This window comes from Pseudoalteromonas sp. SS15 (assembly GCF_049257195.1).
In the GTDB taxonomy this organism is placed as follows: Bacteria; Pseudomonadota; Gammaproteobacteria; order Enterobacterales; family Alteromonadaceae; genus Pseudoalteromonas.
In genome coordinates this window covers 14148-34201 of the sequence record NZ_JBMMUD010000013.1, presented here as the reverse complement: position 1 = coordinate 34201, position 20054 = coordinate 14148, and the positions used below count along the sequence as shown (strand labels likewise).

Genomic DNA, 20054 nt, shown 5'->3' with positions numbered 1-20054 from the left:
TCTACACGGATGTAGAAACACCACAAAACCCTAAAAGTTACCAAAGTGTAAATAAATAGAAATCTGACCTCTTAATATTTATTTTTAAAACAACCACCACCCCCCCCTATTTATAAGCTCAAAACTCAAACTTCACGTCAATATGAAAAATTATCATTAACATTTTATTTGCATTTAATCTATCAGTACCCATAATCACCACTCGATTAAAAAAACAACAAGGACACCCGTTGTGAAAAAACTCAACCTATTAACAACAAGTTTAGCCATTGCGCTTTCAAGTGCATTTGCAGCCCAAGCACAAAGCGACATCTTGCCATTTATTCCTGAGCAAGATGATGCTGAAATCACCCCTCAAATTGTTGGCGGTGGTCCTGCGAACACGGCGAACTGGCAGTTCTACACGCAAATCTTGAACTCGAATGGCACAACCGCTTTTTGTGGCGGTAGCTACATTGGTGATGGCTACGTACTGACTGCCGCGCACTGTGTCAGCAGTAAAGCAGCCCGCTTTATTGATGTAAAAGTGGCAGGTTTTAGACTCGGTGGCACAGATGGCGACCGCATTGGCGTTGTAGAAAAATACGTGCACCCGCAATATAACCGCAGCACATTGAACTATGACATCGCACTATTAAAACTTGAGCGCACGCCAACACAAGGCCAAGCAGTGCGTCTCGCTTCAGGCTCTCTAAGCCAATACGCCCGCAGCGGTGACTTATTATCTGTTGCCGGGTTAGGTCGTTTATCAGAAGGCGGTAGCCGTCCTTCATTCATTCAAGAAGTCGACGTACCTCTTGTTTCTGATGCTATCTGTAATCAATCAGGTGGTAACTATGCCAATGTAGGCAGCGTCGCATTTTGTGCAGGCTACCCGCAAGGTCAAAAAGATTCATGTAGTGGCGACAGTGGCGGCCCTATCGTGATCAACCGCGGTGGCGAGATTGTACAACTAGGTACAGTCAGTTGGGGTATAGGCTGTGCGCGTCCAAGCAAATACGGTGTATATGCCGATGTGGCAGCACTGAGTGGTTGGATCGACGAAATTAAATCTGCTGGCGGCGGCTCAAACCTAGTTTATAAGCAAAGCCAAACCTTGGCTGACTTCACATTATATGAAGTTGTTTCGCACCGCTTTAACATCAGCAATACAGGCAGTGAGGCAGCTGCACTTAATGCGGTTACAGTGCGCGGCAGTGGTGTAATAAGTGGTTTGGTTGTGACTTCTGATACTTGTAGCAACCGCACACTGAGCCAGAATGGCAACTGTAGTGTTAATGTTGAATTCACAGCTACTCAGTCTGGTACTGCTGGCGTGACCTTTGAATTTACAGAAGCAGGCAGCAACACCAATCACTCAGGCACTATTTCTGCAAAAGCAGCTGACATTCCAGTATGTGCAGGCTCTTGGGATGCCAATACCGTTTATCGTAAACCTGATCGTGTAACTTATAACGGCAAAGTGTACGAAGCGAAGTGGTGGACGCTAGATGAAAAACCGGGCTCTTCACAAGTATGGCAACTGATCGGTAACGATCCGAACTGTCAGCAATAAATCACATCAATGGGGGGAGAAGCCCCCTTTTTATCGTTTATTAAAACAAGGAAATATCATGTCTAAAATGATGAAACTCGTCGCAGTAGCGGCATTAAGCTTTGCTGCTACAACGTCTGTGGGTGCAGCTGCCTATTTTGACTGCCAGAGTTATTGTGAATACTGGGCAAAACAAGAGCAAGGCCGTTTTTGTTCACGTATTGGCGGTGGTTCAGCGTGCGCAACCAGTCAAGGTGTTTATCAACACTTTTTGGATCAATGTAAACAAGGCATGTGCAAGTAAGCTAAAGCTTATTTAACCACAAGCACACATTCACTGACTGTGTGCTTTTACTTTAATTGGCTTAGACGATTGATGTCTGATTGCGGTGTTAAACTCTGAGTAAATAGCAACGATTGTGTTGTCTCATCAAAGACAAACGGAGCCGCTTTACTAAAACTCGATTTAGGCAATCGCAATAACTTCTCAGTAGTTTTACTATTTAAATCATAAGCATGAATAAAATTATAGTCATCGCCTAAGTGCTTATAGAAAACCTTTTCTTGCGTCGCTAACCAAGCATATCGGGTATTAAATTGCGCTTTTGCAATTAACAACGCCTGCTTCTCACCTTGCTTTATCCACAAGCCTTTACCATTAACAAACAGCAGTTCATGCTCAGAAATATACTGCCCGGATCGGGCTGGTTTAGTTAACAGACCTGAAAGTGCCATGGTTTCAACATTTAAGCGAAAAAGTTGCCACCCATCATCCGTTGATTGGCGAATAACAATATCTTGCCCGTTACCATGCCAGAACGGTCGGCCTATTTTGCCAAAAGACAAGTCAAGGCGGCGTAATTGCTTCGAGCCATAATCGAACACATAGAGCTTGTCGTGGCCATCGGCTTCATCTGAACTCACGACGAGTAGTTTATCACCTTGCAGAGACCAACTTGGGTAGCGTAGGTTACGATGTAACTGGGTGATTTGTTCTCGACTCGTGCCATCTAAGTTCGCCAGCCATAGCTCATAATACCCAGATTCATTTGATAAAAATGCCAGCTTTTCATGGGCACGCGATAAAGACGGATACTGGTTTGAATAGTGAGATTCAATCAGCGGCGATGGCATAGACATCACTTCACTGTCTAATGCAAAACTGGCGATAAAATAATTCTCTCGACGTTTCTGATAATACAAGTTCCCAGAGTCATCAAAATGGGGGTAACTAAAACCTCTCGGAGTCAACTTGGTTTGCGCTTTAGTTTCTAAGTCAATGACATAGCCACGACGTTTATCCGCAGACTGCGCACCATATACCAGGTATTGACCATTAGGATGAAAGCTCATACCAACAATGTCTGCATGACTTGAGTCCAGCACTTGAAACTGCTTTTTATCTAGATGATAAAGACTCAAACGCTCTTCTGAGGTGCTTTTACGCTGTGTGATCGCTAAATACTGCCCATCTGGCGAAAAAGCCACATCTCGATCTCTCAGGTCGCATTCACTATCACAACTCAGTCGCTCTGGTGTTGCGTCGTCTTTGCTTAAATCAAGTAAATAAATGCCATCTTGCGACGCCAAAGGCGCTTTACCATTAAACGCTAAGGTTTTACCGTCAGGGCTGATCGCAATGTAGTTATAGCCTGAATCTGGCGGACAGCTGGTTAAAACCAGCTGCTCTAGATCGGCTAAAGAGAGCCGAACAATTTCACACACTTGGCTGTTCTTCTGGGCAAAATATAAATATTGTTGATCGGGACTCCAGACTGCTTTCCAAGGCCTTTTATCTGAAAAAGTCAGTTGCGTAATAGGCACATTCGGGTGGGTTAAGTCTTTTAAATAAAGCTGACTGACTTGCCCCTGCTGCCAAATAAACGCTAACTGTTTACCGTCTGGTGAAGGGCTCGGGCGCAATTCACTGCCCGGCATTTTCGTGATTTCATCTATTTGAGAGGCTGACTTTGCAGGCCGTTCAATAGGAGCCTTCAAGAGGGACCAAACCACTAAAACCATCATGATGCACACTAAGCCAAAAGCAACTTGATACTTATAAGACTTTTTCTCAATCGGTGACGCTGGTTTAGCTGTTTCTGAGGATAAGCTCAGGGGCTCAGGTGTTAGTGTCAGCTTGTAGCCCTTTTTACGGATCGTTTCGATAACATCAAGGGGCGCACTTGGATGAGCAAACAATTGTCTAAGCTGCCAAATTGTATTGGTGAGGGCTTTTTCACCAATGATTTCATTACCTTGCCATACCCCTTCAATCAGCTCATTGCGACTCACAACTTCAGGGTATCGTTGCACTAGAACTTGTAATAGCTCCATCACTTTTGGTTGAGCCGCCACCTTTTCGCCATTCAGCATCACCAAGTGCTCATCAATAAACACCTGATACGGACCCAACTGAAACGACTTTTCATACTGCATGCTATTCGCTCTACTTAACCACTTTACTAACAGCCGCTACTTTTTATTCATATTTATTCAGTGCGGATGAATAGTTTTATCTTACCTTATTTATGAAAAACAGGGAGTAGCAAGTGTTATTTAATTGCAACAAATAATTTTACTTAACAATTTACAAGGTACTGAAAAGTAATAAAAAGATATAAAAAAGAGATAAATCGGATGTTCTCGAGGTTGAGTTAGGTGGGCAATTTATCAAGTCTCATGTGTCCTTGATTATCAAGGTATAAGAAACACAACACAAAAACAGACATCACTTTAACAAGTTAACTCATCAAAACGGGAACAACCATGAACAAGAAGCAACTTTGCGTTGCCGTGCAAGCCGCTCTATTTGGTGCCGTATTCAGCACCCATGCACAGCAAAATGATTTAGATGCCGTAAAAGTAAAACAAAACCAAACGACAATAGAACAGGAAGAAGAGAAAGTTGAGAAAATTGTCGTCACTGGTTCACGTATTAAACGAGATAGTTTTAGTGTCGCCACACCGCTGGTGACTATGAATAAAGATGCAATTTCAGATACTGGCTTAGGCTCTCTGTCTGAAATTCTAGTCGACAATATCCCTTCAATTAATGCCTCTATCAGTAACACCACCAGCCAATCGAGTGTTGCGTCGACGGGTATCTCGTCTATCAGCCTGCGAGGCTTAGGCTCAGATAGAACGCTTACCCTAATCGATGGCCGCCGCGTCGTATCAAACAGTTACAGCGGTAACGTGGTCAGCTTAAGTACTATTCCAAGCGGTATGGTGCAGCGTATTGAAGTTATCAGTGGCGGTGCATCAGCAACTTATGGTGCCGATGCGGTTGCCGGTGTAGTAAATATCATCACACAAACTGACAAAGAAGGCGCAACATTTAAGGCGCGTACCGGTGAGTCATTTGATGGCGGAGGCAAAGAGTTCACGCTAGATTTTGATTTAGGTAGTAGCTTTGATGATGGCCGTGGTTATGCTTTTGTCAGTGCAAACTGGGATCGCCAATTTGGTATGAGCTTCTTCGACCGTGACCGTGCTCAAATTGAAGACGCATACCGCTACAGTGAAAGCGAAATGTGTAACCAAATGCAGACCGCAACAGGTTACCAGTGTATGCGCGACATCACTCAGGCAGACTGGGTAAGCAAGAGCGACGGTATTCCTGGTGGGGTATTCTTAGAAAACTCACGCAACGACAAACAATTCTGGTATGACGGCCAAACACTGCGCGACGACTGGAAAGACAACGAAGAAATTTACGGTATTAACACACAACAATATGTGATGTTAAAAGTGCCAAATGACAGCTTTTCTATCGCGGGCAAGGTCGACTATGAGCTAACCGATGACGTGAGCTTTTATGGTCAGGTGCAACTCAGTATCGATGAATCATTCAACGACAAGTCGCCTGAAGACGAATACGAAGGTGCAAGTCAGACTGTGTATAATCCAGAAACCGGTGAGCGTTTAGGTCTTATTAGACCGGGCTACATCCCTATTGATAACCCATTCGTTCCACAAGCCATTCTGGATAGCGAACCATACAAAGATCGTATTTATTGGGACAGACGCTTCAATGAAGTCGGTAATATTGCCACCGATAACACACGTACCACCATACGTTCATGGGCTGGCTTGAAAGGCACAGCATTCGACGGAGAGTGGGATTGGGATGTGTCAGTCGGTCTAGGTAAATTCCATCAAGAGCAATTGCGCTATAACGAACTCGATGTGCGTAAACTAAGCTATGCCCTAAATGCTGAAAAACTCGCCGATGGCACTATTCAATGTAAGGACGAAGCAGCGCGTGCAGCAGGCTGTGTGCCAATCAATCTATTTGGTGAGGGCTCTATCACTCCTGAAATGGCAGATTGGATCCGCGTAAACCCAGAAATCAATACTTATATTGATCAAACCAACATTGTTGGTTACATGACCGGTGAGCTGTTCGAGCTACCAGCCGGTGCTGTATCGGCGGTATTTGGTGGTGAATATCGTAAAGATAAACAAGATTTACAAACCAGCATTGGTATGCGCGAAGGCGGTATTACCTTTAATGTTGTGCCGCAATTTGAAGGCTCAATCGATGTCTACGAGAGCTTTGCTGAATTTGATGTGCCACTACTTAAAGATGCACCACTAGCGAAAAACCTCTCTCTCGAAACCTCGCTACGTTTAGCGAAATACAGCATTGATGCCGTAGGCACAGTGCCAAGCTATAAGTTAGGCGTTTTGTGGCAACCCATTGAAGATCTGACTATTCGTACTAACTTTGCCCGTGCGCAACGTGCACCAACTATCACTGAGCTGATGTCTCCTGCTCGCGGTGACTACGATAGCTTTACTGACATTTGTGACGGCCTAACAGCCACTTCAACCAATGCGGGGCATGATAAGTGTCGTCAAGATCCTGTGTTCGCGGCTTTACTCGCTGAAGATCCAGACTTTGAATTCGACCCAAGCTCAGGTAGTAAATATTCACCTAATGCGGGTAATGCTAACCTAAGAGAAGAAACGGCTGACACCTTCACATTTGGTTTTACTATGGCGCCAAGTGCCATTGAAGACCTGCAAATTGCCGTTGATTATTATGATATTGCCATTGAAGGTGCTATCTCAGTGATCTCTAATGAGCGCATCTTACAAGAGTGTTACGATTCAAGTGCCGCATTTGGCAGTAGCAATCCATTCTGTAACGAAATCAGCCGTGATGATGAGGGTAACATTACCGAAATCGTACAACGTGAAGATAACTTAGACGAAGTCAGCAGCCGTGGTATCGATGTCGCCATCGAATACAAATACGACTTTGAAAGCTTAGGTCGCCTATCTTTTAAAGCGGACTATAACCACATTCTTGAAAGCTCAACCACTTACCTTGGCTTAGACGGCCTTGAGACCGATGATTATGCAGGCTATGGTAGCTCAAAAGACAAGCTATCAGCCTCTGTAGCTTGGCGTTTAGATGAGTGGCGTGTACGCTACGCGATTAAATACTTGGGCTCGTTCACTGATAGCCTAAGCCGTGAGCGAGAATACACCGCTGCACTAGAGCGAAATGCTGAGCGCTGTGCATCAACTGAAGAAGACAATGGCTGTATCGCTAGCCCTGAAGCGCTGGCATATCACAAGTATGGTAGCTATATGCGTCACGATGTATCTGTATCATATAATACAGACTTGGCAGCTGACGTAGAGTTACGCGTGTTTGGTGGTATTAACAACCTACTAGATGACAAGGGTGACTTTATGCCGGGCGGTCGTGGTAACTTCTATAGCCGATATGGCACAGGTATGGGTCGCTTTGGCTACTTAGGCGCAGAAATTAAGTTTTAATTTTTAGCGTTAGAACAGCAGCCTTGATAGCCTCAAAGAGCGTGTAATCAAGGCTGTTCTTTTCTAAGAAGCAAACTGACACTCGTCAATTTGAACAGGATAAAAATAATGATAAGAAGCCGCTTTCGCATCACACTGTGTGCCTCACTGATATTTGCTTCACAAATCAGCGCTGCAGAATCGACCAGCAAAGAAGTCATTTCTGACGGTCCATACATTGACGTGCACGCCAGTGCATTAACAGTCAATTGGATTTGCAATGACCAAGTTAAACGCAAGCAAGTGAACCTAGAAGGGGTCTCCCTGCCCTATGGGTTTACTGATTGCGGCTTAACGGCAAATACTGCACAGCTAACTTTTGATGAGCAGTTAATTGAGTTCCAAGGTGTTAAACGCGTAGCGGCCCTCAGTGACTTACACGGACAGTATGAGCTGATGCTCACTCTACTTAAAAATAATGGCATCATTAACGCACAAAACCAGTGGGCGTTCGGTGATGGCCATTTTGTTATCACAGGTGATATTTTTGACCGTGGCGACAAGGTAACTGAAATACTTTGGTTTATTCACGACCTAGAAAAGCAAGCCGAGCAAGCCGGCGGTAAAATTCATCTGCTGTTAGGTAACCATGAAGTCATGGTATTAAATGGCGACTTGCGTTATTTGCACCCTAAATATGTCAAAGCAGAAAAGCTGCTAGATACACCTTTCGACCAGTTATTTAATAAAGATACCATTTTAGGTCGTTGGCTGCGTAGTAAGCCTGTGCTGGTAAAAATCAACGACCACTTATATGCCCATGGTGGTTTTCATCCCCAGCTCGCTGAAGATAAAGTTACTTTAGACACCATAAACAAAACCTTTAAGTCACACCTTGTTGAAAAGGAACTGCCGAAGAAACGTGAAGGCTTTGCCCGTTACCTACATAAAACCCATGGTCCTATTTGGTATCGCGGCTACTTTAAAGACGACGGTGCAACCGCTGATGAGTTGGATTTATTATTAAAGCATTTCGATGTGAACCATATTGTTGTTGGCCACACTTCTCAGAAAAAAATAGAAACTCGCTTTAATGGCAAAGTAATTGCCATCGACAGCAGTATCAAGAAAGGCAAATATGGTGAAGTGTTATTTATTGAAAATGGTAAGCACGAGCGCGGCACGTTAGAGGGTAAGCGGAAAAAGCTAAAGTAGTCAGACTTCTTACAGATCCAACATAGGCGGAGCTAGTTTAAAAAATCACTTCGCCTCTAATAAGACTGAGCCTGAACTCAGGTTAATTCCCCTTCTCAGGTTTGCCTTCTGTCACGGCATCGAGCTGCTTTTGTCTGTCGTCCATTAGCTTTTGAATATTTTTGGTGTTTTTCATCAGCTCTTTGACATCTTGCGGGTTCATCGCGTTGGCTTTGAGTGACTCACTCTCAGCGGTTTGCTGATCTTTATATAAAATGGACGTGTCTTCAGCGGCCATGATGGTGACTTTGCTGGGATCAAGCTGGTGAGTTTGGCTGTTGCCTTTTGGGTTAGGTTGGTCTGAATAAATCCAGTTCCCATTTTCATCTTGCCATTTATAAATGGTCGGCTGTTTTGTTGCCTTACTGTCATCACTGGTGGCTTGTTTAGCGTAATCTACTGCTTTATTTAAATGCCGCTTAGATTCATCTAATAAGCTTTGCGTATCGTTTTCAACTTTATTGAAAATCGCATCGATAGACAGATATGGTTGGCCATCAGGACGCTTAATTACAAACAATGATGCCACACCAATCAGCATCACCATAATCATCATATATGCTTTATAACCCACGAGAACACTCCGTCGTATCGACTCTTTATTATTTTAGTTTGCTAAAAGGAATATTACAGAGGAAATGTGGAATAAAAAAGCACAGGCTTTGAGACCTGTGCTTTTTATTTACATCAAGGCAAAATTATTAATGGCTGTATGTTTAGACTAGCTTCTAACAATTCGCCATATAAATAACCTGAACTCAGGTTAAATAAGAACTTTTCGATAAGAGTTTTTAGATACCGTCACCGTCAATGTGCAGGCCACACTCACGATTAAGGCCGAAGAAGCGCGTTTCTTCTTCTGTCATACCTGGCTCTAACTTACGAGTAGTATGCACATCACCCATAGATACATACCCTTCGTCCCAAAGTGGGTGATAAGGTAGGTCATGCTTGGTTAAATACATATACACGTCGCGGTTGCTCCACTCGATGATCGGATACACTTTTACAGTACCTCGGCTGATCTCAAGTACTTGCTTGTCGGCACGGCTTGATGCCTGATCACGACGTAAACCACTGAACCAGGTTTTTGCACCAATTTCTTCGATAGCACGGGTCATTGGCTCCACCTTGTTTAAGGTGTTGTATTGCTTAATACCTTCTTGACCTTGCTCCCAAAGTTTACCGTACTTAGCTTCTTGCCAAGCTGGACTCATTGGTGAACGATATACTTTTAGATTTAAGTCTAAACGCTCTGTTAAGTAATCGACAAACTGGTAGGTTTCTGGAAACAGGTAGCCAGTATCAGTTAAAACCACTGGAATATCTGACTTTTCAGTTGAAACCAAATGCAACATAACTGCCGCTTGAATACCAAAGCTTGAAGATAAAAATGCCGTATCAGGCAAGTTTTCAAGCGCCCATGCCACACGCTGTTGCGGTGTCATTGGCTCTAACAAAGCATTCGCTTCGGCAAGTAACGCTTTTTGCGCTTCGCCTTCTAACTCTAATAATTGTTTAAAATTACTCATGCTTGTTCCTAGGTTGGCAGGCATGCCTGCCAACTCAATGATTTTTTAAGCGTGGAAGTCTGTTTTAGAAACTTTCACTTCGGCAACGATTTCCTTGCGGATAGCGAAATCACCAAAACACTCGCCTTCGTTACGCTCTTTAGCCCACTGGCCAATTAATTCGTCTAATGCTGGTAGGTACACATCTTCACCTACGTTTTCTAGGTAAAGCTTAGGTACGCGCGTACCTTCACGGTTACCACCTAGATAAACGTTGTACTTACCAGGACCTTTACCTACAAAACCAATTTCAGCCAACATCGCACGACCACAGCCATTCGGACAGCCAACAACACGCATAATGATGTCGTCATTCGGGATTTCGTGCTTAGCTAAAATAGCTTCTGTTTTCTCGATAAGCTCTGGTAGGTAACGCTCTGCTTCAGCCATCGCAAGTGGACACGTAGGTAGCGCCACACATGCCATTGAGTTAAAGCGTTGCTCTGAGTGTGAGTCGTCAATTAAGCCGTGCTCACGCGCGATTTTCTCAATGATGTCTTTTTGATCAGCTGGCACACCGGCAACAATTAAGTTTTGGTTCGCCGTCATGCGGAAGTCACCTTGGTGAATTTCTGCAATCTTACGACAACCCGTTTTCAGCGGTTGACCTGGGTAATCAAGAATACGACCGCTTTGGATAAATAGCGTTAAGTGGTGCTTACCATCAATACCTTCTACCCAACCGATGCGGTCACCACGGTGAGTGAACTCATACGGGCGGCTTTCTTCAAATTTAACGCCAGCGCGGTTTTCTACTTCTGCTTTAAACGCATCTGTACCGAAAGTATCAAGGGTATATTTCGTTTTTGCGTTCTTACGGTTAACACGGTTACCCCAGTCACGCTGCACTGATACCACGTGCTCTGCAATTTTTAGCGTGTGCTCAAGCGGAATGAAGCCTAGGTCATCAGCTTTGCGCGGGTAAGTGTTTACATCACCGTGGGTCATCGCAAGACCGCCACCAACAAGCACGTTAAAACCAACTAGTTTGCCGTTATCAGCAATGGCAACAAAGTTAAGGTCGTTCGCGTGAACGTCTACTTCGTTGTTTGGTGGAATCGTCACCGTCGTTTTGAACTTACGTGGTAAGTAAGTAGACCCTAAAATTGGCTCTTCTGTTGTTTCAGTCTTTTCACCGTTTAACCAAATTTCAGCGTACGCTTTAGTGTGCGGTAATAGGTGCTCAGAAATCTTTGCAGCCCACTCGTAAGCTTCTTGGTGTAACTCAGACTCAACAGGGTTAGTCGTACATAGTACGTTACGGTTAACGTCACCGGCAGTCGCGATAGAGTCAATGCCAACGCTGTTTAGCATTTGGTGCATTTCTTTAATGCCCGGCTTTAACACACCGTGGAACTGGAATGTTTGACGCGTTGTTAAACGAATGCTGCCGTAAATGGTTTTATCGCCAGCAAACTCATCAATCGCTAACCACTGCTTAGGGGTAATAATACCGCCTGGCATACGGGCGCGAAGCATCACGTTGTGCATTGGCTCTAGTTTTTGCTTAGTACGCTCTGGGCGAATATCACGGTCGTCTTGCTGGTACATACCGTGGAAACGAATTAGCTGGAAGTTATCCGCTGTAAAGCCACCGGTAAGTTGGTCTTTTAAATCCGCTTCAATGGTACCGCGTAAAAAGTTACTTTGTGTTTTTAGTCTTTCGTTATCAGCAAACTTAGCATTTGGGTCTAGCTTGCTGTTAGGTTTGTAATCTGTGCTCATGGCCTATCCTAAAATTCTACTGTGACGGTCAGTGTGGTGTACTAGCACTTGCTACTAGTACACGTCTTTTTGATAACGGTTGTTGCTGCGAAGCGCTTTTAGGTAGCTCTCAGCTTGCTCGTCATCTTTGCCACCATGGGCTTTAATAATGTCGATAAGTGCTTGGTGAACGTCTTTCGCCATGCGGTTTGCATCACCACAAATATAGAAATGTGCACCTTTTTCTAACCATGCAAATACTTCTTCGCCTTTCTCGCGAAGACGGTCTTGCACGTATACTTTTTCTGCTTGGTCGCGGCTAAATGCTAGGTCTACTTTATTTAGCAGGCCAGACTTCACATAACCTTGGATCTCTACTTGGTATAAGAAATCTTGGGTAAAGTGCGGGTTACCGAAGAACAACCAGTTTTCACCCTCTGCACCGCGTGCATCACGCTCTTGTAAGAATGCACGGAAAGGCGCAATACCTGTACCTGGGCCTACCATGATAACTGGCGTGTTATCATCACTTGGTAAACGGAAGTTGTCGTTATGCTCACTAAATACTTTAACTTGTACGCCTTCTTCAGCGCGGTTTGCTAGGTAGCCAGAACAACCGCCAAAGTGTTTTTCACCAAAGGCATCAAACTCGACTAAACCAACCGTTAAGTGTACTTCTTCTTCCACTTCAGCTTGGCTTGACGCAATTGAATATAAACGCGCTTGTAGCTTACGTAGGCTATTTGCTAAATCTTGTGCGCTGATATCGCTTGGGTTTTGCTTAATGATATCGAAGATTTGACGTGCTTCGATGTATTCACGCATTGCTGCTTTGTCTTCAACTAGCTTTAAAAGCTCTGCGTTATTTGTCGATTGTGCGTACTTTTCAACAAAACCAGGGTAAGACTGAGTTAGCTCTAGTTTTTCAATTAACGCTGTACGAATTGATAACGTTTCTTCACCTAATGTGATTTCAGTCGCGCCATCAATGTTTAATAGTGCCAGCGTTTCATCAACAAGTGTTTCGTCATTTAAGAAATAAACACCTAAAGAATCACCTGGAAGATACGTGATATCAGAGCCTTCTAGTGAGATTTCAATGTGGCGTACGTCTTTCGTTGAATCGCGACCTGTGATCTTTTGTACCACACTTAGCTCAGCCGCAAATGGGTTTTGCTTAGTGTATTGACTTTGCGCTGGTGCCGCACCGAAGCCAGCCATAGGAATAACCTGAGCTGAACCTTGTGATTGTGCTTTTAGCTCAGGCTCGAACGCATCAACCGCACCACCGATCCAAGCTGCTGCTTGCTCTTCATAATCAACGTCTAAGTCAGTGCGAGCAACAACCGTTTCTGCGCCTAGTGCTTTAAAGCGCTCTTCAAAATCAATCGCCGTTTGGCAGAAGAATTCGTAGCTTGAATCACCTAAGCCGATAACCGCTACTTTAACGCCATCTAGTTTAGGTGCTTTTTTCGATGCTAAGAACGCGTGTAGGTTTTCAGCGTCTTCTGGTGGCTCACCCTCACCATAAGTAGAAACAGCAACAGCAATAAACTTTTCTTTCTTAAGTTGAGCAGGTTTATAGTCAGCCATGTTCACCAGCTTAACCGCTAGGCCTTTCGCCTCTGCAGCCGCTTTTAGCTGGTTAGCAACGCCTTTGGCATTACCAGTTTGCGAACCATATAGAATGGTGAGTGCAGCCGCTTCGCCTGCAGCAGGCGCTTGACCGCCCACTACACCGCTTAATGCAGCTGTATTTGCATTTGCAGCTAGGTAACCACTTACCCAGGCTTGCTGAATTGGGTTTAGCTCGGCCACTAAACCTTGTAATTTTTGCACTTGCTCTTGTGTCAGCGGGCTTGCCGCGGCACTAAGTTGACTTAACAACATGGAATCTATCCCCTAACCCTAAACCGTCTGCTTAGTTTGCTTGCTGAAATACTTCTACTCGAAGTAAGGTTTTCTAAGGCTGAAGCATACTGATTTGCGTTGCCAAGGATAAAGAATTAGATCTGCTTTGTTATTCCATTTGGTTATCAAAGAGCAAAAACACCATTAAAAACAGTTTTAAGAAAACTTTGCTCAAAAACAAAAAAACGCGATCTTGGAAACCCAAAATCGCGTTTTTTGTTAAATTCAAGGGCGTGTTGACCTTTGCTGTTTGTTTTTGCAGCAGTGAGTTGGGTATTTAGGCCAGGCAGAGGCTACGTAGCATAGTTGTTCTATGTAAGTCAGCCGATAACGCCGAATAAATGACCAACTCGCGCTGCTCGGAGAGTTCAACCAAAGGCTTCCACTACTTTGTCATTCGCCACTCACATAACCCATTATGCTTCGTAGCTCATTTCGTGTATTGAAAGCCTTTGATTTGAACAAAATTCATACCTCAAAGATAAACACGCCCTAGCTTAACCTTCAACTGGGTAAATGGTGATTTCGATCCCCGCACCAATCGCCGAAATTCTCAGTAATGTATCGGCACTAATTGGCTGAGAAAAACACTTAGGGGCAGCGCCTGAATTAAAACCAATATCAAAAGTACGCTTAGAACAAGATAACCATTGCTTAAGCGCGCTTTTAGAGCAAGACTCTATTAGCTCGCATAAATGATTAATCGCTTTATCAGGACTTACCACATCAGCGTTGGCTTCAATGCGCGCTAAATGACGATAGTCGTCTTTATCATAGTGCAGCACCATAGCGTTCTTCTTTAAATCGTCTACCAAGGCACTAATATCCTGTTTTGATTCAAGCTCTAGGTCTACATTTAAGAATTGGATTTCTGACATTATGACTGTTCTCTTTTTAAGCTATATTTTTTAAGGTGTAACAAAGCGATACTTAATATAGACAAGTGTAACTAACTCACCGAATGGTTGCTACCGCTAACGCATTTTAAAACTGAACAAATCTTGTTCAACATCGAAAAACCAGATTTAATACGACTTTTAGGCTGAGACAATTTGTCGCAGTGACAGAAAAGCCTTTTTAGGTACACTGAGCACTTTTCTCATTTGCTTGGATAAAAATAATGACAAAAACAGCATTTAAACCCATTCGAAAAATACACAAACGGCTTGGCTACCTACTCGCTATTCAAATATTCGCTTGGTTATTAGGCGGGTTTGTCATGAGCGCCATTCCGCTTGAAAAAGTACATGGCAAACACTTAGCTCACCGTCAGCTCGATAACCCATTTAAACGAGCCGATTACTCTGCAGATTTGAATCTCATTACAAAAAACCAAGGTGCACTTTCAAGTATTGCGTTCAAGCACCTATTAGATATACCCGTTATTAAAGTGCAGGGTGATAAAACGACTTGGTTTAACGGTATTACTGGTAAACCATTAACTGCACCAAGCGAAGCTTTGATCAAACAGCAAGCCGACGCTCACTATTTAGGCAATGGCGAAATCAGTGCTGTTCAATTGTTAGCTAAAGGCCCAAGAGAAATCGGCTACAAAGAAAACGTCTGGTCTGTTACTTACAACGACTGGTGTAGTACAACACTCTATTTAGAGGCGCAAAGCGGGCAAATCATTACAGTAAGAAGCACCATTTGGCGTATTTTCGATTTTTTCTGGATGCTACACATTATGGACTATGACGAACGAGAAGACTTTAATAACCCGCTGCTCATTAGCTTTTCTGTTGTCAGTGTGCTGTTTTGTCTTTCTGGCATGTTCTTATTATTCCAAGCTCCGCCTTGGCGAAAGCGCAGAAACAAAGCAACTTAATATATCTTCTGCCCTAACAAACTAAAGCATTATTTTAATAAGGCTATTGCAATCAATAAGATAATTTCAAAGCCTTTATTGCGGTGATATAGTGCATTTTTCTGTAGTCCACTTAGGTGAGAGAAATGCGCCCGCTATTCGCGTTAATGGCTTTGCTATTGCTGAGCCCGCCAACTTTTGGCAAAGAGTTTTCAAGCTTTTCACAAGCAAAAAAATACCTCAATAAAACCCTACCTAAAGATGCCACAACGCTTTACTGCGGCTGTAAGATCAAGCGCCAAGGTAAAAAGCTCATCCCTGATGCTAACAGTTGTGGTTATGAACCAAGAAAACCCTATACCCATGCAGGCAAACCAAATAGCCGTGCCACTCGTATTGAATGGGAGCACATTGTGTCGGCTTGGGAGTTTGGCCACCAGCTACAGTGCTGGCAAGATGGTGGTAGGAAAAATTGCCGAAAAGTCAGTGCTAAATTTCGCAAAATGGAAGCAGATATTAACAATTTAGCACCTGCTATTGGTGAAATAAACGGTGACAGAAGTAATTATCGTTTTGGTATGTTGCTTAATACTGCATTAAAGCATGGCGATTGCCCTGTTAAAGTCAATTTTAAAGCCCGCACAGTAGAGCCGCCTGATTTTGCCAAAAAGCGCATTGCGGATGCTTACTTTTATATGCAAAGCACTTATGGGTTGAAGTTATCTAAAAAGCAGCAACAATTATTTACAACTTGGCAAAAAAAGTACGGGTACAATTAGCATTAAATTTGCTTTATCAAGTTGTACCAATTGTGTTTACAAACACTTGTTGGTATTTTGATCACACACGATGTGATAGGAATATATTATGAAACTAAATACATTAAGCTTCAGCATTGCGCTTGCTTTATCTGCAACAGTATTGGTTGGTTGTGGCGGTGGTAGCTCAAATAACGAAAATCAACAAACAGCAACACCTACAACGCCCTCAACAAACACAGGCAGCACTGGTGGAACAGTAACAGAGCCTACTTGGACGCTAAATAAGTACGATCCCTCGAGCAGTTTTGTTAATCAATGTAAAACGCCTCGCGTTGGCACTGACCCATACGAAAACGCACCTTACCCTGATAAAGCAGGGACTGAAATGCATGAAAAAATGTTCTTACGCTCATATACCAACGAAACTTATCTTTGGTATGACGAAGTAGAAGACAACGACCCTAAATCATTTGATTCAGTCGGTGAGTATTTCGCACAGTTAAAAACGACCGCGATTACCGACTCAGGCAAGGCAAAAGACCAATTCCATTATTCTGAAAGTTACGATGACTTTAAAAAAGAAGCGCAATCGGGCGTGGTATCAGGTTATGGCGTAAGATGGGCGTTCATTAGTACCACCCCGCCTCGCGTGCTTAGAGCTGCTTTCACACAAGACGGTTCTCCAGCTGACAAAGCAGGCCTGCTTCGAGGTGACACGGTTATAGCCATTAATGGTACAGATATAAATACCTCTGATTCGGCTGGTGTAGATAAACTAAATGCAGGTTTACTGCCTAAAGCTGGTGAAGAACACACCTTTACTATTCAGCGTGAAGGTGAAGAGAATCCTATCGAGATTGTAATGACGGCAGGTGATGTGCAATCAACCCCTGTTCAAAATGCACAAGTGATACAGCACGCTGACAAAAAAGTAGGTTATGTACAATTCAACCAATTTATTTCTGTTGGTCAAGATCCGCTCGTTACAGCATTCCAGCAGTTTTCAAATGAAAACATCAATGAGCTTGTACTCGACATGCGCTACAACGGTGGTGGCTTAGTTGTGATGTCTGCTCAGCTTGGTTACATGGTAGCCGGTGAAGAGCAAACACGAGCAAGTGAAAATAACGGAGCTGCTAAGAGCGCGCAAAATAATGCAAAGGTGTTCAGTCGTACGCTGCGCAATGACAAAATTGAAGCGGCTAGCACTGAAGAAGATTATTATACGTTTGAAAATCGCAAAATTGATTGGAACGCGAGCGTATACACTAATCAAATCTTACCAAGTGTAAGCCTAGATACTGTATATATACTTTCAAGTGCAGGCACTTGTTCTGCCAGTGAGTCATTGATCAATGGCTTGCGCGGTATCGATGTGAATGTGGTACTGATTGGTGGACAAACCTGTGGTAAACCATATGGCTTCACCCCGACTCCAAACTGTGGCGAAGTCTACTATACAGTACAATTTAAGGGCGCAAACGCCAAAGAGTTCGGTGACTACGCTGACGGATTTATCCCAGTTGAAAACGAAAACTCTGAAGCAGGCCTATCAGCGAGAGTGCCAGGCTGTAATGTCGCCGATGACTTCTCAAAACAGCTTGGTGACAAGCAAGAAGGTATGCTAGCTGCGGCGCTAACACATATTGAAACTGGCGCTTGTCCTGTTGCGGCAAAAGAAACCGCTAACCGTGCGCCAAGTATGCAGAAAACAGTGTTAGATGACAGCCTTAATATCGCTCAGCCATTCCACCCAATGCGCAATAGCATGGTTGATATCAAGGTGAAAGAGCAGTAATGCACTGCAGACTCGTTACCCTACTTTTGGGTGTAACATTGTTGGTTGGGTGTACACACACCCAACCGATAAAACCTATTCCTGCGGTTATAAAACATACCACCCCGACCATGAAAGCGGAATTACAGCAAGCCATCGTTTCACTAAAAGGCGGAGTCGCACCGCTGTTGTCTGATACGGTTTTCCTGAACAATAACGAATTATTGCTAGAACATGGCCGCTCAACTGATGATGCAGGAAACCCTATTCTCGGTGCACATTCACTGACTGTTCAGCGATTTGTGCTACAACTAAGAGAAACAGGCTGTGTGCTTTTCTACCCTAAGACTGCGCAATTTGTATTACTAAAAAGCGTTTCTTGCCAACCCATGGTAGAATAACCTGCTTTTAGAGGCGTATGGACCTCGCCAACTCATCAACTTTGGGGCTGTTATGAAAATACAATGGATTAAATTATTGGCTTTTGGGGCATTAGCTGGACTACTCACCGCTTGTCATCACACGCCGACACCATTAGGTAAGCCTGAAAAAGTATATGACTTTGATCACAAAATCCATTACGAACAAACTAAATTCAGCGATGACCACTACTTCTTAAAGATCCGCTCAGATGATTACGCACACTTCACCCGGCAGAGCGTATTTTTATTAAGACATTCAGAAAAGCTTTGCCAAGGCATGAATGCGCAGCTGACCTTACAAAAAGGTGTGCAAGACTTTGAAAGGTTACCGACTCACCCCCGTGCTTATCAACCAGACCTGCAAGCCGAAGTAAAATGCGTGCCTAGATAAAAAACTTTACTGCGCTTAGCTATTAAACGTATGCGCCTTCATCACGGTTGCAATCATTCGAAACGTATCAACCCATGCTTGGCGCAACTCAGGTGTCCAAGCATCCCCTAACCCCATTTTTAAAGTATATAAAAGCGCATTGCCTACCGGAGTAAAGTCTTTGGCCTGCACCCCATACCCCACATGCCGCTCAGCCAATTGATGAAGTACGGGCACCAGCGCATTTATGTCATCAAGCCCCCTCACTGCTACGCGCAAGGTCATCATTAACTTTTGCCCTTGGCTTTTAATATCACTTTTAAATAGCTGCTTGAGTGACGGATCATATTGAAAGAGGGTTTGATAGAAAAGCGCTGCAGCTTCTTCTGCATGGGGCTCTATTTGCACAAAGCTACGTTGTACTAGCTTTTTTTGCCTTTCGGTGATCGACATAACTAACCTCATGTTGGCTGATGCCGAATCATTCGACACCATCACGATAGTTCTAAAGCTAGTCGCAATAGTGTCAAAAAGCGAATTAAGACTAGTCTTTATAACCCCAAGGTGCTTTTGGTGGTGCGATCGGTTTCGTTAAATCAAAATCAACTCTAAACTCGCGACCTTCACGCACTAAACGGTAAGTAAACTGATCGTCATAAATGTACATTTGCCACGTGTTGCCTATTGATTGAGGAATACCTTGGCTAACAAACAACTCTTTTGAATACTGATCAGCTGGGAAAGACTGCACGTTTGCAAAGCCTGCATCAACGGTATGGCCGCCATACATGGTTGACGGATCATCATCGCCATTTTCTAAACGGTGGTCGTGCTTCAAACTCAAACCACTGCCTGTTTTAGTGATGATCCAAGTACGAGATGCATCTTTACCCACATGAAAAGGCACTTGCAGTTCTTTTTCACTGCAACGACGCACGTGCATCACAAGCTTGGATTCATTAAACTTGCTCGGGCCTTGGTTATCCAGGGTTACTTTACCTTGATACGCTTTACCACAATGCGCTGCAATTTTATCGAAGAATGCATCATGGGTTGGAATTGATACCAGCGGCGCTGGACGCGCGATGGCTGAACCACTAACAAGTAGCGCAAGAACGGCTAGGCTTTTTTTCATTATGCTTGTCCTAAAAAAGAAAAACCAGAGAGTAGT

Annotated in this window: 17 protein-coding genes; 9 read left to right on the top strand and 8 right to left on the bottom strand. The window is 43.7% G+C overall.

Annotation, left to right across the window (positions count from 1 at the left end):
* Positions 1 to 232 precede the first annotated feature (232 nt).
* A complete protein-coding gene (locus AAEU28_RS19715) occupies positions 233 to 1555 on the top strand; it encodes a trypsin-like serine protease (protein ID WP_421965630.1) in 1323 nt (440 codons plus the stop codon).
* A gap of 58 nt (positions 1556 to 1613) precedes the next feature.
* Complete coding sequence (locus tag AAEU28_RS19710; RefSeq protein ID WP_421965629.1) at positions 1614 to 1838, top strand: hypothetical protein; 225 nt, start codon at positions 1614 to 1616, stop codon at positions 1836 to 1838.
* A gap of 47 nt (positions 1839 to 1885) precedes the next feature.
* On the opposite strand, the gene AAEU28_RS19705 is transcribed toward AAEU28_RS19710, so the two are convergent.
* Positions 1886 to 3970 carry a winged helix-turn-helix domain-containing protein gene (locus AAEU28_RS19705; protein ID WP_421965628.1) on the bottom strand — a complete coding sequence of 695 codons (2085 nt, stop codon included), beginning with the start codon at positions 3968 to 3970 and terminating at the stop codon, positions 1886 to 1888.
* A 330-nt stretch (positions 3971 to 4300) separates the two neighbouring features.
* On the opposite strand from AAEU28_RS19705, the gene AAEU28_RS19700 reads away from it, so the two are divergent.
* Together AAEU28_RS19700 and AAEU28_RS19695 are read left to right on the top strand one after the other, a co-directional pair.
* Positions 4301 to 7327 (top strand): TonB-dependent receptor plug domain-containing protein, encoded by a 3027-nt coding sequence (locus tag AAEU28_RS19700; protein ID WP_421965627.1) that lies wholly within the window; start codon positions 4301 to 4303, stop codon positions 7325 to 7327.
* Between the two features lie 108 nt (positions 7328 to 7435).
* Entirely contained in the window at positions 7436 to 8521 is a 1086-nt protein-coding gene (locus tag AAEU28_RS19695) for a metallophosphoesterase (protein WP_421965626.1), read from the top strand.
* Positions 8522 to 8603: 82 nt separating this feature from the next.
* On the opposite strand, the gene AAEU28_RS19690 is transcribed toward AAEU28_RS19695, so the two are convergent.
* From AAEU28_RS19690 to AAEU28_RS19670, 5 genes are all read right to left on the bottom strand, one after another.
* Entirely contained in the window at positions 8604 to 9134 is a 531-nt protein-coding gene (locus tag AAEU28_RS19690) for a DUF4124 domain-containing protein (RefSeq protein ID WP_421965625.1), read from the bottom strand.
* Positions 9135 to 9351: 217 nt separating this feature from the next.
* On the bottom strand, positions 9352 to 10092 hold the full coding sequence (locus AAEU28_RS19685) for a phosphoadenylyl-sulfate reductase (protein ID WP_058028427.1): 741 nt from the start codon (positions 10090 to 10092) through the stop codon (positions 9352 to 9354).
* 45 nt (positions 10093 to 10137) lie between these two features.
* Positions 10138 to 11856 (bottom strand): assimilatory sulfite reductase (NADPH) hemoprotein subunit, encoded by a 1719-nt coding sequence (gene cysI / locus AAEU28_RS19680; protein WP_010562227.1) that lies wholly within the window; start codon positions 11854 to 11856, stop codon positions 10138 to 10140.
* A 54-nt stretch (positions 11857 to 11910) separates the two neighbouring features.
* Positions 11911 to 13725, bottom strand: a complete 1815-nt coding sequence (locus AAEU28_RS19675; RefSeq protein WP_421965624.1) for an assimilatory sulfite reductase (NADPH) flavoprotein subunit — start codon at positions 13723 to 13725, stop codon at positions 11911 to 11913.
* 518 nt (positions 13726 to 14243) lie between these two features.
* Positions 14244 to 14624, bottom strand: a complete 381-nt coding sequence (locus AAEU28_RS19670; protein WP_421965623.1) for a hypothetical protein — start codon at positions 14622 to 14624, stop codon at positions 14244 to 14246.
* Between the two features lie 242 nt (positions 14625 to 14866).
* Between AAEU28_RS19670 and AAEU28_RS19665 the strand changes: the two genes are divergently transcribed.
* The 5 genes from AAEU28_RS19665 (at position 14867) to AAEU28_RS19645 (ending at position 18904) form a co-directional block, all read left to right on the top strand.
* A complete protein-coding gene (locus tag AAEU28_RS19665; protein WP_421965622.1) occupies positions 14867 to 15574 on the top strand; it encodes a hypothetical protein in 708 nt (235 codons plus the stop codon).
* A gap of 125 nt (positions 15575 to 15699) precedes the next feature.
* Complete coding sequence (locus AAEU28_RS19660) at positions 15700 to 16332, top strand: endonuclease (protein ID WP_421965621.1); 633 nt, start codon at positions 15700 to 15702, stop codon at positions 16330 to 16332.
* An 88-nt stretch (positions 16333 to 16420) separates the two neighbouring features.
* Positions 16421 to 18112 (top strand): S41 family peptidase, encoded by a 1692-nt coding sequence (locus AAEU28_RS19655; RefSeq protein WP_421965620.1) that lies wholly within the window; start codon positions 16421 to 16423, stop codon positions 18110 to 18112.
* A complete protein-coding gene (locus AAEU28_RS19650; protein WP_421965619.1) occupies positions 18112 to 18492 on the top strand; it encodes a hypothetical protein in 381 nt (126 codons plus the stop codon). Before AAEU28_RS19655 ends, AAEU28_RS19650 begins: the two co-directional genes overlap by 1 nt.
* Before the next feature lie 52 nt (positions 18493 to 18544).
* Entirely contained in the window at positions 18545 to 18904 is a 360-nt protein-coding gene (locus AAEU28_RS19645; RefSeq protein WP_421965618.1) for a hypothetical protein, read from the top strand.
* A 15-nt stretch (positions 18905 to 18919) separates the two neighbouring features.
* Here the strand turns inward: AAEU28_RS19645 and AAEU28_RS19640 are convergent, their stop codons facing one another.
* Both AAEU28_RS19640 and AAEU28_RS19635 read right to left on the bottom strand, forming a co-directional pair.
* Positions 18920 to 19336 carry a globin family protein gene (locus AAEU28_RS19640; RefSeq protein WP_421965617.1) on the bottom strand — a complete coding sequence of 139 codons (417 nt, stop codon included), beginning with the start codon at positions 19334 to 19336 and terminating at the stop codon, positions 18920 to 18922.
* 91 nt (positions 19337 to 19427) lie between these two features.
* Entirely contained in the window at positions 19428 to 20018 is a 591-nt protein-coding gene (locus AAEU28_RS19635; protein ID WP_421965616.1) for a hypothetical protein, read from the bottom strand.
* Positions 20019 to 20054: the final 36 nt, after the last annotated feature.

Excerpts from the sequence above, each read along its gene's own strand:
- AAEU28_RS19710 (WP_421965629.1), top strand. The coding sequence starts at position 1,614 with ATGTCTAAAATGATGAAACTCGTCGCAGTAGCGGCATTAAGCTTTGCT.
- AAEU28_RS19705 (WP_421965628.1), bottom strand. The coding sequence starts at position 3,970 with ATGCAGTATGAAAAGTCGTTTCAGTTGGGTCCGTATCAGGTGTTTATT.
- AAEU28_RS19700 (WP_421965627.1), top strand. The coding sequence starts at position 4,301 with ATGAACAAGAAGCAACTTTGCGTTGCCGTGCAAGCCGCTCTATTTGGT.
- AAEU28_RS19695 (WP_421965626.1), top strand. The coding sequence starts at position 7,436 with ATGATAAGAAGCCGCTTTCGCATCACACTGTGTGCCTCACTGATATTT.
- AAEU28_RS19685 (WP_058028427.1), bottom strand. The coding sequence starts at position 10,092 with ATGAGTAATTTTAAACAATTATTAGAGTTAGAAGGCGAAGCGCAAAAA.
- cysI (WP_010562227.1), bottom strand. The coding sequence starts at position 11,856 with ATGAGCACAGATTACAAACCTAACAGCAAGCTAGACCCAAATGCTAAG.
- AAEU28_RS19675 (WP_421965624.1), bottom strand. The coding sequence starts at position 13,725 with ATGTTGTTAAGTCAACTTAGTGCCGCGGCAAGCCCGCTGACACAAGAG.
- AAEU28_RS19670 (WP_421965623.1), bottom strand. The coding sequence starts at position 14,624 with ATGTCAGAAATCCAATTCTTAAATGTAGACCTAGAGCTTGAATCAAAA.
- AAEU28_RS19665 (WP_421965622.1), top strand. The coding sequence starts at position 14,867 with ATGACAAAAACAGCATTTAAACCCATTCGAAAAATACACAAACGGCTT.
- AAEU28_RS19660 (WP_421965621.1), top strand. The coding sequence starts at position 15,700 with ATGCGCCCGCTATTCGCGTTAATGGCTTTGCTATTGCTGAGCCCGCCA.
- AAEU28_RS19655 (WP_421965620.1), top strand. The coding sequence starts at position 16,421 with ATGAAACTAAATACATTAAGCTTCAGCATTGCGCTTGCTTTATCTGCA.
- AAEU28_RS19650 (WP_421965619.1), top strand. The coding sequence starts at position 18,112 with ATGCACTGCAGACTCGTTACCCTACTTTTGGGTGTAACATTGTTGGTT.
- AAEU28_RS19645 (WP_421965618.1), top strand. The coding sequence starts at position 18,545 with ATGAAAATACAATGGATTAAATTATTGGCTTTTGGGGCATTAGCTGGA.
- AAEU28_RS19640 (WP_421965617.1), bottom strand. The coding sequence starts at position 19,336 with ATGTCGATCACCGAAAGGCAAAAAAAGCTAGTACAACGTAGCTTTGTG.
- AAEU28_RS19635 (WP_421965616.1), bottom strand. The coding sequence starts at position 20,018 with ATGAAAAAAAGCCTAGCCGTTCTTGCGCTACTTGTTAGTGGTTCAGCC.